The sequence below is a fragment of the Jidongwangia harbinensis genome (genome assembly GCF_020216025.1).
GTDB classification, from domain to species: domain Bacteria; phylum Actinomycetota; class Actinomycetes; order Mycobacteriales; family Micromonosporaceae; genus Actinoplanes; species Actinoplanes harbinensis.
The window spans coordinates 1-15,034 of the sequence record NZ_JAIWNC010000076.1; the positions used below are offsets into that span (position 1 = coordinate 1).

11 protein-coding genes and 1 pseudogene are annotated in these 15,034 nt (G+C 60.8%); 6 read left to right on the top strand and 6 right to left on the bottom strand.

The annotated features are described in order from the left end of the window. Positions 1–487 precede the first annotated feature (487 nt). The 4 genes from LDL48_RS42555 to LDL48_RS42570 all read left to right on the top strand — a co-directional run bounded on the left by LDL48_RS42555 (position 488) and on the right by LDL48_RS42570 (position 7,243). Complete coding sequence (locus tag LDL48_RS42555) at positions 488–2,401, top strand: ATP-binding protein (RefSeq protein WP_225260898.1); 1,914 nt, start codon at positions 488–490, stop codon at positions 2,399–2,401. Continuing rightward, entirely contained in the window at positions 2,398–3,630 is a 1,233-nt protein-coding gene (locus LDL48_RS42560; RefSeq protein ID WP_225260899.1) for a hypothetical protein, read from the top strand. Before LDL48_RS42555 ends, LDL48_RS42560 begins: the two co-directional genes overlap by 4 nt. A 398-nt stretch (positions 3,631–4,028) precedes the next feature. After that, on the top strand, positions 4,029–4,430 hold the full coding sequence (locus LDL48_RS42565; RefSeq protein WP_225260900.1) for a hypothetical protein: 402 nt from the start codon (positions 4,029–4,031) through the stop codon (positions 4,428–4,430). Between the two features lie 251 nt (positions 4,431–4,681). Next, entirely contained in the window at positions 4,682–7,243 is a 2,562-nt protein-coding gene (locus tag LDL48_RS42570; RefSeq protein ID WP_225260901.1) for a tetratricopeptide repeat protein, read from the top strand. 402 nt (positions 7,244–7,645) lie between these two features. Here the strand turns inward: LDL48_RS42570 and LDL48_RS42575 are convergent, their stop codons facing one another. After that, positions 7,646–8,782: an integrase core domain-containing protein gene (locus LDL48_RS42575; RefSeq protein ID WP_225260902.1), complete on the bottom strand. Its 1,137-nt coding sequence runs from the start codon at positions 8,780–8,782 to the stop codon at positions 7,646–7,648. Between the two features lie 5 nt (positions 8,783–8,787). Continuing rightward, positions 8,788–9,795, bottom strand: a pseudogene (locus LDL48_RS42580) (transposase); the annotation flags it as partial. Between the two features lie 462 nt (positions 9,796–10,257). Here LDL48_RS42580 and LDL48_RS42585 point away from each other — a divergent pair. After that, a complete protein-coding gene (locus LDL48_RS42585; RefSeq protein ID WP_225260903.1) occupies positions 10,258–10,806 on the top strand; it encodes an RNA polymerase sigma factor in 549 nt (182 codons plus the stop codon). A gap of 829 nt (positions 10,807–11,635) precedes the next feature. Here the strand turns inward: LDL48_RS42585 and LDL48_RS42590 are convergent. From LDL48_RS42590 to LDL48_RS42600, 3 genes are all read right to left on the bottom strand, one after another. Next, positions 11,636–12,001, bottom strand: coding sequence for a hypothetical protein (locus LDL48_RS42590; RefSeq protein WP_225260904.1), 366 nt, complete (start codon positions 11,999–12,001; stop codon positions 11,636–11,638). 356 nt (positions 12,002–12,357) lie between these two features. Next, positions 12,358–12,738 (bottom strand): VOC family protein, encoded by a 381-nt coding sequence (locus LDL48_RS42595; protein WP_225260905.1) that lies wholly within the window; start codon positions 12,736–12,738, stop codon positions 12,358–12,360. 165 nt (positions 12,739–12,903) lie between these two features. Then, a complete protein-coding gene (locus LDL48_RS42600) occupies positions 12,904–13,476 on the bottom strand; it encodes a histidine phosphatase family protein (protein WP_225260906.1) in 573 nt (190 codons plus the stop codon). Positions 13,477–13,746: 270 nt separating this feature from the next. Here LDL48_RS42600 and LDL48_RS42605 point away from each other — a divergent pair, with 270 nt between their 5' ends. After that, on the top strand, positions 13,747–14,265 hold the full coding sequence (locus LDL48_RS42605; RefSeq protein ID WP_225260907.1) for a hypothetical protein: 519 nt from the start codon (positions 13,747–13,749) through the stop codon (positions 14,263–14,265). 149 nt (positions 14,266–14,414) lie between these two features. On the opposite strand, the gene LDL48_RS42610 is transcribed toward LDL48_RS42605, so the two are convergent. After that, positions 14,415–15,034, bottom strand: a 620-nt coding sequence (locus LDL48_RS42610) for a DUF5984 family protein (RefSeq protein WP_225260908.1), incomplete at its 5' end; no start/stop codon positions are given.

A 15,034-nucleotide genomic window follows, 5' to 3' on the forward strand; every position in this document is an offset into this window, starting at 1 on the left:
GCTACGCTCGGCACGAGGTCTCCGGTGTGAAGTTCTAGCTTGGTCGCTGAACCAACTACCGGAGACCTCTTCAGTTATCGACCACCGCCACGCCGCAACATCGACGGTCCTACGAAACACGGCCTAGCGCGCATGCCGTGTGGTCCCCATATGGTCCCCATCGCAGGTCCCAGCCCGAGGGCGGGGACGACCGCGGGCGGCGGGAACGTCTAGTACAGCGAAGTAGCGGCCGCAATATGAGTCGTCGCAGCGCAAGATCGACACTCCAGCAGGACTTAGCACAGTCAACGAGGGCATAACGGGCTTAGTTGCCACACATCCCCACGTGGCAACTGAGGCCGGCGTCCCGACGACCGGAACATGGCAACCTGATCACCGCGAGAGAGCGCGAGGGAGAGTACAAATAGTTGGCGCCTGGGCATATCCTTACCGTAACCGCCCGGCACCGCAGCTTAAGCCCGGCACAGACTTATGATTGGCGGACTGAGTGGCGCTTTCGGAAGAGGACCTAAAGGAACAACTTCAAGAGGCATCGAGGACTAGACCTGTAGAGGATACCTTGAGCACGGACCAGCGCGTCCTTGCCCGAGTAACTGACGGTATATATCGGCGACCCGCTTCAGCATTGCGGGAGCTAATCTCTAATGCATACGATGCCGACGCAACCCGCGTGACCATCAGGACGGAGCGACCGGAATTCAATAGGGTCTCCATCGATGATAACGGCAACGGGATGAGCGCGGACACCCTAATACGCCTGTTGAAACACATTGGTGGTAGCACTAAACGTACCGCAATGGGTGAAGAGTTCAATGTAACGCAGAAAGGCAATCCTAACCTGAGTCCCAATGGTCGACCACTGATCGGCAAGATCGGGATCGGGCTCTTTTCGGTCGCCCAGCTAACGCAGGCATTTCAGATTGTTACTAAAGTTGCAGGCGACCACCACCAAACCGTAGCTAGCATCATTCTGCGACAGTACGCGGAGCAAGCCGCAGGAGAAAACGATGACGAGGAGTACGAGGCGGGCAAGTTTCGCTTGTGGCGTGAACGAGCTGAAGACGAAGCGGCCCACGGTACTTCCATCATCTTGAACGCCATTCGTCCACAGACCAGAGAGAGCCTGCAGAGCGTGCAGAAGTGGCAGTCTCTACTGGCGCAAGCGGATGAGGGAAGCAACGCAGTTGCTCCGCCGAAGTTCCATGTGGGCCGCCTAGATCCAGAAAACCCCGAGCTGTTACAGCGGTTCGGTGATCTGGACGTGGTGCGCCTGCCTTGGCAAATAGGCGACGAAGGTACCCGGGCAATGGAGCGGCTTTTCGGAGCCGTATGGCAAGCTTACGAACAGGGCGTTCAGAACCCTAGCGTCGAGAAAATATTCGATGAGTATCTTGCGATGATCTGGATGCTCAGCCTTGCCCCACCATTGAAGTACATCGACGGGCACCCGTTTGACCTAATCGCGGCTGAAAACTTGCGGCCCTACAAACTGGAGGCCGGTGGTGAAGTGGAGCGACTACAGTTCAATGGTATTGCACCACTCCGATCGCTTGCCCGTCTGGGCGATGCCGTGAGGGAACGCGACGATTTCGAAGTTCAAATAGACGAGATCTCGTTGAGCCGCCCGATTAGCTTTAAGCGTTTCGCGGGCAGCTCTGCAACACTCCAAGATTCGCTCTTGTTCGTTGCGGCCCACCGAGAATCCTTCCCCGGCGTAGATAAAAGGATGAGTGGTGGCGATCTGGAATTCCAAGCGTACATTCTTATTAGTCCGAAGGTAATTCCGGTCGAGCACCGCGGTGTGAAGATTCGAGTTAATGAGGCAAGCGGGATACCTTTCGATCCAAGCTTCATGGATTTTCCTGTGGCCGAGACACAGCGCCTACCGCGCATAACTTGCGAAATATTCGTCGTGGAGGGGTTGGATGGCGCCCTCAATATCGACCGGGAATCGTTCAACTACGCACACGCTCATATCAGGGCGCTAACGAAGTGGCTTCACTCTGCACTAAGGCGCGTCATAGCAGAGGAAAAGCGTTTAGCCGCCCAGGTGCGACGAGAGTATAGGGCAGCTGAGAAGGACCGTTCCGTCGACGAAGTACGGGACATCATCGACGTGATAAGGCATCGACGATACGGTCCAGAAGCGGAGGAGCCACCTGAGGTCAAATTCATGGAAGACTCGGATGCCGCTTCAGGCGATGGCGCCGGCTACTGGTACCCGAGCAGTATCGTGGAGTCGTCTGGCCCTGGTTATCGCGAGCGGGAGGCGCGAAGTAGGACACTCGTTACCGCGATTACTCAGCTCCTCGATGCCTACGGCTTACTCGATGACACATCTCCCGAGGACCGGACAACCCTCTTGAAGGCGATCAAGGATATCTTGGAGAAGCTTTCATGACCCGGCAGTCAAATACGGGAGATGAAGACTTCGCTCTAACGTCTTTCGAGTTCCCGGAAATAATCGAGTATGACTTCAAGCCGTGGCACAGGCCACGGAAGCAATATATTCGTGCCGAGATGTGGGGTGCCCACGTTGGCGAATTGCTGAATTATCTTGATCCGGGCGAGCCACTTCGATACTTTGGCCTTCCTGGCGCTGACTTTCTGGACATTCGGTACTTTGTCAATGAGTTCTGCGCCGACGGCTCGCGGAAGATGAGGTTTCTCGGCTTTGACATCGCCGCACAGGACAGCGACGATCTTCGAGGAAAGACGCCGACTGAGATCGACGCCGCCCTAGACTCACTGCCTTCGTCCGTCGACGCGGAAATAGAAATTGAGCGGGGCGAAGCTGGCTCCCTCGCTTCTATCCGCCGCTCACCGCATGTAGATCCTCGTTCAAAGGTCTTGAAGAAACGGCTAGAAAGCATCGCCGCAAAGAATTCAATAGGCCGACAGGTTTTACTCGAAGAGAAACCCTTCGACATCGTTAATTTGGACCTCTGTGGCAGCATTTTTCCAAAGGAAGATCATGCCGGTGGGTACCATACTGAGTTTTTCGATGCTGTCCGGCAAATCTTTGCACTTCAGAAACGCCGGTCGAAGCCCTGGCTACTCTTTTTGACATGTCGGATCGATGATCAGGCTATCCCCCACTCCTTGAACAAAGAAATATCGGAGTTGATTCGCCGCAACCTCGATACTTCTCCCAGGTTCAGAAGCGATCTGCAGTACTTCTACCCACAACTCAGCGAAGACTGCGGAGAAGGCCGGTCGCTGCAATCGGATGAGATCATGGTAGGGATTGCCAAGTGGCTGGTTCGCCTTGGCACATCAACGGAAATGGATTCACACTTCATTGAGGCGGCCGCCTATCGAGTGACTGATAAGACAGGCCCGCTCGACATGGGCATGCTGGCATTCAAATTCGATCCTATCTTGGAGGTTTATGGCAGTGGATTGACGATGGCAGAAGGAGTTCCCCTTGTCGATCGGGAGCCACGGTGGGCCGCCCTGATCCCAAAGCAGGTAAGGCGCCTGACTGACGTGGATGGGCTCATGGAAGGTCGACTCGACCTTAAAGAGATGGCTGTCATCGGATCCGCTCTGTTGCTTGCTGAGACAGGCAGATACTCCATCGATGCCTACGAGGAATGGGTACGGTCCGGCGAGGGATGGAAATCCTAAGTCCAGCCGGGCAGAACTCCCAGTGGCCGATCGGCAGTCCTTGCCAACGATGCTTCGGAGGAGAATCGCCCGACACCGGTCGTTGACGACCACACGGCGGTGTCGGCGCGTCACACACCGAGGCACTCAATGCCCTAGCTCCTTGCGGTGGGTCGTATCCAGGAGTGCTTCCTGCAGCTAACCTCGTACGTCCCCAGATGGCTAATGTGAGCCTTCCTGCACGTCAAGAGCGCTGCGCGAGGTCCAGGGCGCAACCTGCGTGCATGTGCGCGCACCGAGACGCATCGCGTGTGGTCACCACCGGGTCCCACGCGCGTGGCACACCATATGCCGGCCCCTTGCGTGATGATGGTGGCATGAGTGCATCGCGGAGAGTAGCTGGATGGAGCGGAGCAGGGGTGGCTCTTCTTGCTCTGGGCGTCGTCGGCATGGCGGTCAACCTCGACACAGCGGATAAGGTCGCGAGCGTGTTAGGAACGATCGCCGCCCTGACCGGATTAGGGCTGACGGCACACGGGCTGCTTTTCAGTAGGCGCAAGCCCGACGGGCCGCTCGGGCATGGCCACCAGCGAGTTGATCAAATCCACTCGGGCGCAACCATCGATATTGTGGACACCGTAGTTGGCGATGTGCGTCTCGGCGTCTCACCAATGCCTTCACCGCCTCCTGCCGGAGAAAAAGTGGACGGCAAGTCCGCCGAATTGCCGGCCCTGGGCGAGCAGTCGGTGAGCAACGTACGCGCTAAGGGACCAGTCCGTATCGTCCGCGGCGTCAATGGCGACTTGGACGTCGGCGCGTGATGGCATCAACGGCGAAGCCGTACACCAGCGAGACGCAGCAGTCGGTGAACGGTTGCTTAATTGTGGGCGATCTGGTGATGGTGCAACAAGTCACCGGCGACGTCACAATCGGGTCGCACCGGCCGCCTTACCGAATAGACACGTGGGTTGAACCCGTACGGCAATTATCTGTGGTTGCGGCACGTGCCCAGCCATCACGGTTGTTGCAACCCAGATACGCAGTCGTGCCGTTTGCTGGTCGAGGTCCTCAGTTGAAGGAGCTGGCGGCCTGGATTAACATGGCTGACCCGTTTGGCTTGCGTTTGATCCACGCTGCCGGCGGGCACGGCAAGACCCGTCTCGCCAACCACTTCGCAGCGATCTGCGCCCAGCAGGGGTGGGCAGTTTGGCGCGTTATCCATGACGCGAGTGAGCAGCTTGGGACCTTAGTAGGTCGGCTACCGCTGCCGGAATCCGGCAAGGTTCTTGCTGTGGTCGACTACGCTGACCGATGGTCGACGTCCCACTTGCTAGCGTTGATCGGGCATCTACGCAAATTGAGCTCGCATGCCCCTGTCATGGTGCGAGTGCTCTTGCTGGCCCGTTCAGCCTCATTCTGGTGGCCCGCGATGGTTGGCCGCCTTGATAGTGACTACGCTCTTGATGCCGCGGCGCTATCACTGCCACCGCTTGGCAGCCAGGTTGATCCCGCTACCATGTTTGCTGTCGCAAGAGACCCCTTCGCCGATTATTTAGAGGCACCCGAGGCCAAAACAATCGTCGCTCCAGCATTCGTTGCGGATGAATCGCACGTGCTTGCAGTACATATGGCCGCATTGGCGGCAGTGGACGCTTGCTGCCGGGAGGCAAAGGCACCATCCAGTCAACACGCAGTGTCAGCCTATCTGTTACGACGCGAGCACGCCCATTGGTCCGCATTGCATGAGAGATCAGGTCGGACAACCACCAACGCGGCAACAATGCGCAGGGCGACATATCTAGCCACACTCATTGGTGGAGTATCCCGCCCCGAGACCCACGTAGCGCTGCAACGATCCGACTTAGCATCGAGTCCAGAAGCTGCTAATCAAATAATCGATGACCACCAATCATGCTACCCGCCGACCACGCGCATGTCGGCGATGGAACCGTTACTCCCTGATCGCCTTGGGGAGGATCTGATCGGCCTAAGCACGCCGAGCAACAGCGTACTGCAAACCGACAGTAATTGGCTTTTTGACGACTGGACCCTCACCGCACCCACAAATTTGCTTAGCCATGATACTCCTGATCAAGCGCCGCCGTGGACTGCCCACGCAGTAACGGTCCTCATTGAAGCCGCGCACCGATGGCCCCATATTGCGGAGCAGGTGCTTATCCCACTTCTTAACCAGAGGCCGCACCTTGCTGTCACAGCTGGTGGAGCCACCCTTATCCGGCTGATCGAGATTCCGAACGTCGACCCCGACCTACTTTTGCTGATTGAACCCCTGCTTCCCAGGAACCGCCACGTTGATCTGGATGTCGCTGCTGCAGTCCTCACCGCCCGAATCAAGGAGCATTGGCTACCTCAAACCGAAAATAGGGCGGTCCATGCTGGACTGCACTCAATATACGCGTGGCGGCTAAGAAATTCCGGTCGGTTCAACGAAGCCATCCCTCCAGCGACTGAATCCATGAATATCTACCGCGAGTTGGCAGGGACCGATCCAGACGCCCACCTTGGCGACCTTGCAATGTCTCTGACCAATTTTGGCCTAATTCTCGCGGAGGCAAACCGGCGTGTAGAAGCTTTGGCACCAACAGAGGAGGCCGTTAGGATCTACCGACAGCTATGCGGTGCAGATCCTGCCTCCTATCTGCAGCACCTCGCGTCAGGCCTGCACAACCTGGGCATGTTCCTCTCAATCGGAGAGTTTCCGGAGCAAGCTATAGCGCACACGGAAGAAGCAGTTGCAATCCGCCAGAGGCTAGCAGAGACTGAGCCGGGCACCTACCTGTCGGACCTTGCTAGATCGCTCTGCAACCTCTGCGCCGAGCAGTCAATGTTGAACCGTCATGACGACGCCTTGTCCTCCGCAAAGCAGGCGATCAAAATCTATCGGCGTTTATCCGAAACAAATCCTGCAATCCATCTGCCAGACTTGGCGCGGACGTCTTACAACCTTGGAATCATTCTGGCAGAGCTTGACCGGCGCGACCAGGCAATCTCAGCACTACAGGACGCGGTCGCGATCTATCGCAACCTGGGCGACTCCAACCCTCGTCTCTATCTGGCAGACCTTGCCCTTTCATTGCGGATGCTCAGCGAAAATCTGTTGCCAGCGAATCGCGTCGGCGAAGCCGCCTCCGCGGTGGAAGAGGCTGTAGCCGTTTACGCCAACCTTGTCGATGAGGACGCGCCTCTCTATCTTCCGAAATTGGCTGGATCGCTGCACTCCCTAGGCGGCATTCTGGTTCGACTCGGACGCGACGATGCGCCGGCCCGAGTAAAGGAGGCAATTGACATCTATCGCGAGCTCAGCGATCTCAACCCCACCCTCTATGTTCCCGCCCTCGCCACCTCCCTGTGGGCATATGCCTTCGCGTGCTCTAGCGTAGAACGCAATCTGGCCTCGGCTCTCGGAGCCATATCGGAGGCCATCTCCGTCTTCGAGGCTCTAGCGGTACGGCTGCCGCAGCAATTCGTCCCCAGCCTGATGGGCTCCTACTTCACCTTTTCCTACGTTTTAGACGGTCTCGGCCAGACTGATGATGCCAACGAGATACGCCTATGGCTCCAAGCGCAGGCAGTCGAGGACGACATCGATCCTCTGGCGCACTCGGGAGAGTGAGCACTTAGCACCCATTTAACTCGTGGCGCCTGACTCGGTCTTCCGCCGGCACCGGCAGTGACACGGGGCCGGTACGACAGAACCGCCTTATGCTCCCCAGCTACGCCGGGAGCATCCCGGCGGCGTTCCTGCCGATCTAGCTGTCGAGTGACTCCCCGCTGTGCTGTCACCCAACATCTTCGCAAGCCAGAACCGATATGGTGACACCAGTGACACTGCCGCTATGGGGTCGCAGATTCCAGCACCGCGGCGATCTCCCTGAAGGGGGCCAGGTCAAGGATTCCGCGCTTTCAGGCGTGGAAGAGATCAGCCGCCTTGCAATCAGTGCCTGGTCTACGCCGGCCCGGATGCGGAGGGCCGCAGAGCCTTGATACGAGCACAGCGACATTGCCTTCGGTGGACTCAAGCGGCGCGGCGGTACTCGTGGATCAACCCGCCCAACACATCGACTCGCTGCACCGACGACTCGCCGGTACCCGGCTCGACCAGCGTCAGTCGAGAGGCCGGACGCGGTGGCCGCAGATCCAGGCTACGGTGTGGTCGAACGGTGTTGTAGTGGCATAGATACTTGGTCAGTACCCGATGCAACTGGCGTGGGCTCCAGATCAGCGTCCAATCCAGACACTCGGATCGGACCGTGCGCACCCACCGTTCCGCGTAGGCGTTCGCGCGAGGCGCCCGCGGTGGGATTTTCACCACGTCGACGCCCGCCGCAGTGAATACCGCATCGAACGCGGCGCTGAACTTGGTGTCCCGGTCCCGGATCAGGTACCGGAACCGGTGCGCCTGCCCGTCCAAGTCCATCAGCAGGTTGCGGCCTTGTTGCGCCACCCACGCTCCGGTGGGATGCGCGGTGATCCCCACCAGATGCACCACCCGCGACTGCACCTCGACCACGAACAGCACATACAGCCGGGTCAGGCCCACGGTCTCCACGGCGAACAAGTCCGTCGCCAGCAGACCGCCGGCCTGGGCGCTCAGGAACTGACTCCAGGTCGGCCCACCCCGCCGCGGCGCCGGTCCGAGACCATGCCGGCGCAGGATCCGCCGCACCGAAGTCGCCGAGACCCGCACCCCGAGAGTGCGGCACTCCCCCACGATCCTTAAGTACCCCCACCGGGAATTCTCCCGCGCCAGCCGCACCACCAACGCCACCACCGCCTCGTCCAAACCGCGCTGCTCACGGCCGGTGCGCGGATAGGTCCACCGCCGGGTGACCAACTCCCGATGCCAGCGCAGCAACGTCGCCGGCGTGACAAAAAAGACCGCCCACCGCTCCCGCGGCAGCAGCCTCGCCAGCGCGGATAACAACGTCCGATCGGCCGGGGTGTATCGCGGACGCACCACCTGGCGGTGCAGCACCGCCAACTGGTGCCGAAGTACCGCGATCTCCACCGCACCCGCGTGCACAGACGGACCGCAGCCCAATACCCCTAGAACCCGCCGAACGATCAGCGACGCGATCGTATGAACCACCACACCACCGAGCCTGCCGCACCGGCATCTGCCCAGGCCAGAGCAATCACCCTGACGTGGCACCCTTCACGCATCCCGTTGACCTCGTCGAACAACGACAGTTGCGCGCCGGGGTGCGGGCGTTCCCGGCGGCAGATCAGTCGGGTGCCGGCCGGGAACGAGGCCAGCAGCACCGGGTCGACATGGTCGGTGAGTTCGACCAGTTCCGCGCCGTCGCGCAGGCTGCCGTCGCCGTCGAGCGCCGCCACCCAGTCACCGGCGGCAGTGATCCCGGCCCGGACTGGTGTGGTGATCGCGACCCCGACGGAGAACTCCGTGTGCACACCATGTTCGCGAAGGCCACGGACATGAGCGAGGAACTCGTAGCTGCTGCCCGCCGAATCGGACCGGACAAGGATCGCACTGCCGTAACGGTGCTGTTCGGGAATCTGTTGCAGGGCTTGGCCCAGGACGGTGATGTGGTCGGCGGCGGTGTTGCTGCCGGCGTTGCCTGGGCGCAGCATTCCGGCCAGGGCCTCACCGGTGGCGTCGAGGAAACACAGCAATGGGTGGTAGCCAAACGTATGTTTCCAGGTCGCCGCCGTCGACTCCTTCTCCGAGTGCGCGAGCACGATCGTTGCGTCGATGTCCAGCACGAACCCCGGCAGCGCCCGCCCGAGGACCGTGGTGGCCGGCAACGAGCGGCGCGTCTCCAGCACCTGCAGCCAGGCCAGTTCCCGCGCGGCAGCCCGGGCCGCCCGCAACCGGGCCAGGGCCGCGGTGTCGATCGCGTCCAGGACCCGCCACGCGGTCGGATCCGAGGCTACGCGCCCGAACAGGCCCGGCTGCTGCCGCAGCACCGCCAGATCAGCGATGGCTTCACCGCCATCGGCCAGTAACACCGCCAGATCGACCGCGACGCGGCCCGGCTCATGCACCGGGCGACGAACCCGGTCCAGCCCCAACGCCTGAACGAAACCCCTGCTCAACCCAGTCTTGTCAGCAAGATCGGTGAGAAGGCGGGTACCGGCATGACCGACCACGCCCCGGGCCCCACCGCTGACGACAACCTTCGGACGCGTGCCGGTACTCTACACCTTGAGAGTGCCTTCCGTGCGGGACGATCAGGGCCTTAGACATCCCGGATCTTCCCAGATCAGAAGGCACTTTCGTGTTCCAGGGTCCCGCCACCCGTCAGCCCTACTGAAGGCGCGAGGCTAAATCGCATAAACGGGTCACCTAGACGGGTGAAGTGTCCAGGCATCTGTTGCTTTAGCCGTCGCTCGCAACCTTTCCCTCTAGGAGCGGATAGGGAGGACAAGGTCTTTGAACGTCATGGAATACATACCTTTACTGACGGCGTTGACACCGTGTGTTGTGTCTGCAACCGACAGCCTACGGCGGATGCGGCGCGCCGGTGAGGCGTCGCCTGTGGATGTAATGAGCGTGTTGACTGCGCAAGTGCTCGCCGGCGGTATGGGTGGCACTGTGACCTACCTCGATGCGGAGGGCTGCCGGTGGACGGTCACCGTTGGCAGCACTCCGGGCATTGCAGATTCGTGAACGCGAGCCATGACGAGGAGCGCCTTCATCGCTTCCGGACGCTGTTCGACGACTTTCACCCCAAACTGGTGCGCTGGTTGGCTTTCCGGCTTGGTGACCGTAGCGCTGCGGAGGATCTCGCTCAGGATGCCTGGGTCAAGGTGGGGCTGAACGTATGTGCCATCTCTGAGGATGAGGAGGTGTGGGGCACACTACGTCAGGCGGCCTGGAACCTGCTGCGCACTCACAGGCAGAAACAAACGCGTCGAGGGGAGTCACACTTTCCATCGGAAATAATTGGCGCCTTGGTTGATGAGCAGTCCATTGCGGACGAGAGCCATTTTCATGCGCTGCGCTTAGATCTCTGCCGTGCGATGGATCAACTGAGTCCCCAGCAACAAGAGGCGCTGCACCTACGCTACGTGGAGGACCTGCCGACGGCACGGATTGGACAGAAGCTCGGAATGACGCGCCAAGGTGCGGAGAGTGTTCTGAGCAAGGCACGGCATTCACTGAGGGCATCACCACAGCTGGCGGGATGGAATGACGAACGGGTGGACGCATGAGAACTGAGGACCAAGGCGACAGGGCATTCGACGCAGCGTTGCGTTCCCTCGGCGACCATGCCCGTATCGCGCACACAAGAGCCGAGTTGGACGCCGCATATGGCTCGGTCCTAGCTCGGATGTCAAATACACATGCATCCGAACAAGCGGAGCCCTGCGCGCGGCTCCTCTCGCCTGTCGACACTGCCGAGCAGCAACATCAGCTTAAGCAACGGTCAGTACGCGCCCATGGGCGGCAATCTCCCACAGCCACCCCAATTCGTCGACGTCCGAGAGGCTTCAGTCGATTGCGAGTCCTGGCCTCATCTGTGCGCGGCCCGGCTGAGGTAGCGGCAACTGTCGTCGTCGTGGCCGGCACCTTGATAGGACCTAAACTTTTCCCATTTGAAGTTTCCACAATGACGGACGGGACGCAAGCTGCCAAAGAGGTACGGCGCCAGCCAACTACCTGGCCATCCTTGGCGCCGCCGCGAAGGGATCCATCCATCAAGCCTGCGGACAGGACGGAACCATCGTCGCATGGCGCAACGGCTCTGTACAGACATGAGGACAGAGGCCGCCTATCGCCGCCGGACCATTCCGTGGTGCTCAGTGAGGGCCGAGTCGTCGTAAGTGTGGACAAAACCAAATGCAACGACGCAACCATTCGCTTCACCCAGCATGTATCAATGGCCACGCCGGGCCGAATAACATACCGTTGGCTGAGGTCCGACGACGCGACCGCACCGATCGAAAGCCGCGACTTCGCAGCCGCCGGCACCGTAACCCTGAGCGCCACTTGGCGGCTCGGCAGCGCGAACGGTGAAGTGATCGCCGGCTGGCAGCAGCTTCAGGTGCTGACGCCATCGACCCAGGCCGGGCGGCGCCTTGAGTTCAAGCACGTGTGTCCGTCACCACCAGCGCGGTGACGGCGTCCACCACCGAGTGGGCACGTTTGCGCTCGGCGTTTCTCAGACCTGATACCAGCGCGCGTGATGTCGCCGCTGCGGACAAGCTCGCGGATCGCTGTGGTCATCACCGCGATGCCGGACTCTGGCACGATGACGTCGTCAACACCCCAAAAGTAGCTGCCGTTCGCGACTTCGCCGGTCTCCCGCCACACCGACAGGAGTCGTCGGACCTCCTCGACCGTCAAGATCGTCACTGCCCAGCAGGAGCCGTCGGGCAGGTCGACGAATGCGTCGACGTTCGCCACCGATTCTTCGGTATCGGCCTCTGGGTCGAAGGAACCGCGCCACGAACGTCGGCTCTTCGACCGTGAAGTATGGGCTTGGACTGCTCACCGCCCTCATCATGCCGTGTCCTGCCCCATGTGCCCTGCACATCGGCCGCCGGCATCAGCCTCCGCGACGTACAGATCGCCGCCCGCCACGCCGACCCGCGGACCCGCGGACCACCATGCGATACGACCGAGCCCGCAAGAACCTCGACCGGCACCCCAACTACATCCTCGCCGCCTACATGCATCCGGCACATGATCACTCAACACGCGGAACTGCCGATGTGAGTGCACAGGGTGTTCTGGCAAGAAATGCGTGGCAGACGCTGCACCTACGCGTCGTGGAACGGCGCCGGTTCGGCTGGAATCCGCTTGGACATGAGACAGAACTCGTTGCCTTCCGGATCCTCCAAGACTATCCACGAGCCGCTGCCGACGATACTCGACCGCTTGGCGCCGAGACCGAGTAACCGAGCGAGTTCCTCATCCCTTCCGCTATCCGTGGGGCAGACATCGAAGTGCAGTCGGTTCTTCGTCGTCTTCGGCTCGCTGACTCGAATGAACAGGATGTCCGGACTAATCGTCGCCCCGCGGATTGCCACACCGGTCTCGTCACGAGCGAAGATCCGGTAGCCCAGGACCTCACACCAGAAGCCGGCGAGCAACTCCGGATCGTTGCAGTCGATGGTGATGTCGCCGATTCGGCTCGCCATGGATGGTGACCCTATCGGGGATGACGGCACCCTAGCTAGACCAAGATCAGGTGCGTTCAATCTGCCGCCGACCGTGCGCCAACCCCATCATCGCGACGGTCACCCTGCACCGGTCAGCCGCAGGTGGCCATCGTCAGGGTCGAAGGGAGCGGAATCCGCACAGCATTACAGGTGCCCAGTGTCGTTGAAGCTGACGAGGGTCGGTGCCCGCTCGGACTCCCACTGCACGATCGTGATTGCGCAGTTGGCTTGGTTAAGCCCGATCCACCGCCATACCGGGGCGTCGAGAACGTGGCGAACGAACCAGCCGATCACAAAGTTGTGGGTGATCAGCAACTCGATTCGGTCCTCTCTGCCGGTGACACCGAAGTGCTCTACGGCGGACTGTAAAGCCACAGCGTCCGGGTCGCGCTCGTCGTCGGGTACGCCGTCGAGCCAGGCATACCACCGTTCCGGATACTGGTCACGGCATTCGTCGGAGGGCACCGGTGTCCGGTCGACCACGAAGTCGCACACGTGTCTCGGCGCCTGCAGGAGATGGCTGGCGACGACCTCGGCGGTTTGGGCCGCCCGAAGCAACGGACTGTGGTGGATGGCCGCGAAAGGGACCGCACGAAGCCGTTGGCCCAGCCGATCGGCCTGTTCTCGGCCGAGTGGTGAGAGATCCCCAGTGCTGACGTGATCGGCGTTCGCATCCTGTTCGCCGTGGCGAACGAGATACAGCTGTGTACGAGCCATTGACGCGTCCCTCCAAGGCTGCTTGCGATGTGAACGGTAGATAACGCACGCATGGTCAGCCCGAAGCGCTGCCAAGATCAGAACACTCTTCCGCGATCCACGCGCTACGCAGCGTCACCGTGAGGGGAAGCGGGCTGACGCGCGGACATGCCGATGACAGTGCGTTGCCGCGAAATGGGCGGCTGTATTCCTGCTAGATTCGTCAGCGGTGGAGAGCTGGCGGTTTAGCCGAGGCAACCAGTCGTCGTTTCACTCGAGAGGTTGAAATCCGTGAGTCGCCGGCTTTCTGAAGTCACGACCAAGACTGTCCTCGACCACGGTATGTTCGCGATCGAAGATGTGATCGGTGAGGGCTTCGGCGGCTGGAGTGAGGGCTGGGTTTCTGCCGGTCGCCATTCCATCTGGGTTCAAAGTCCGTACGGCAACCTCGGTGCGATCCTGCGGCTTGAGGAGTGGGACGGGGAGCCTGATCACGAGCCACACGATGCCCGCGGACCATGGCATGACGTCGTGGCGGTGAGCATGGAATACATAGGCGAGAACGAGACCCTCTCACTCAACGAGATCGCAGCAGGTGGCGCTGACACTGGGTTCACCTTGAGCAGTCCCGGCACGTACCGCGTGCGCGTGGCGTGTCGGAATGGCCGCGAAGCGCGTCAGGCTTATCTGGACATACTAGCGAAGTTCGACGAAGCGGACTGGAACACTGCCGCTTGCCGGCGAGCTACTGATCAGATTGACGTTGAGGAGGAGTTCCTCTTGCAATTTTGGCCGGCTGACGCTGCCTGAAAGGAAACCAGTCGGTCATGTCGTGCCGAGCCGATGCGCTGATCTGCCGCTGTAAGCGCGCCGACCGGCCGGCGGCTGTCACTTTTCGGGGCATGTGTCGTCACCAGCGCACGCGATTAGCCGGAATCGGATCGTCGTCGTCGACGTCGTCAGTCGCCGTCGTCCTGGGTCAGTGGCCGCCATGAGCGCACCTTGGCCGCACCGGCGCGCACCTTCACCCAGTTGACATCGCGACGCACGATCAAACGTTGCGCGAGCCAGCCACTGCGCTGCTCGTGATCTGCTCGCAGCTGCCGCACATCCAGATCGACACCGGGCGGCGGCCCGCGGTGTTCCAGCTCGGAGACCCGATCGCCCATCGCCCTGATGAATCGACGATCGAAGTCTTCGACCGCTGCGAAGAATTCCGTCGCCGGCATAGTGGCATCCAACCGGTTCGGCCCCTCGAACGTACCGCGCCTCGCCGACTCAACCTGCTGGCGAAGCGTCACCAAGTCCGCGCCGCCGACGGCATGCCGCCAGCAGCGAAGGTCCGGGGCATCCGTCAGATAGCCGAGATCCAAGGCGTAGTCGCTCTGGATCTCAAAGGCAGCGTCCACGTCGTCACCGACGTCGTCTTCATCCGGGAACCCGCGGGGCAGAAAGGTCCCATCGACAAACGGGACCAAGTCCTCAGCTTGAGTTTTAACCTGTGCGGCGTGGTCTGGGGTTATGTGTTTTCTTGTTTTTCGGGTTGGCGTTTGCGCTGGTGACGATATGGACGTCGTGG

Excerpts from the sequence above, each read along its gene's own strand:
- LDL48_RS42560 (WP_225260899.1), top strand. The coding sequence starts at position 2,398 with ATGACCCGGCAGTCAAATACGGGAGATGAAGACTTCGCTCTAACGTCT.
- LDL48_RS42595 (WP_225260905.1), bottom strand. The coding sequence starts at position 12,738 with ATGGCGAGCCGAATCGGCGACATCACCATCGACTGCAACGATCCGGAG.
- LDL48_RS42600 (WP_225260906.1), bottom strand. The coding sequence starts at position 13,476 with ATGGCTCGTACACAGCTGTATCTCGTTCGCCACGGCGAACAGGATGCG.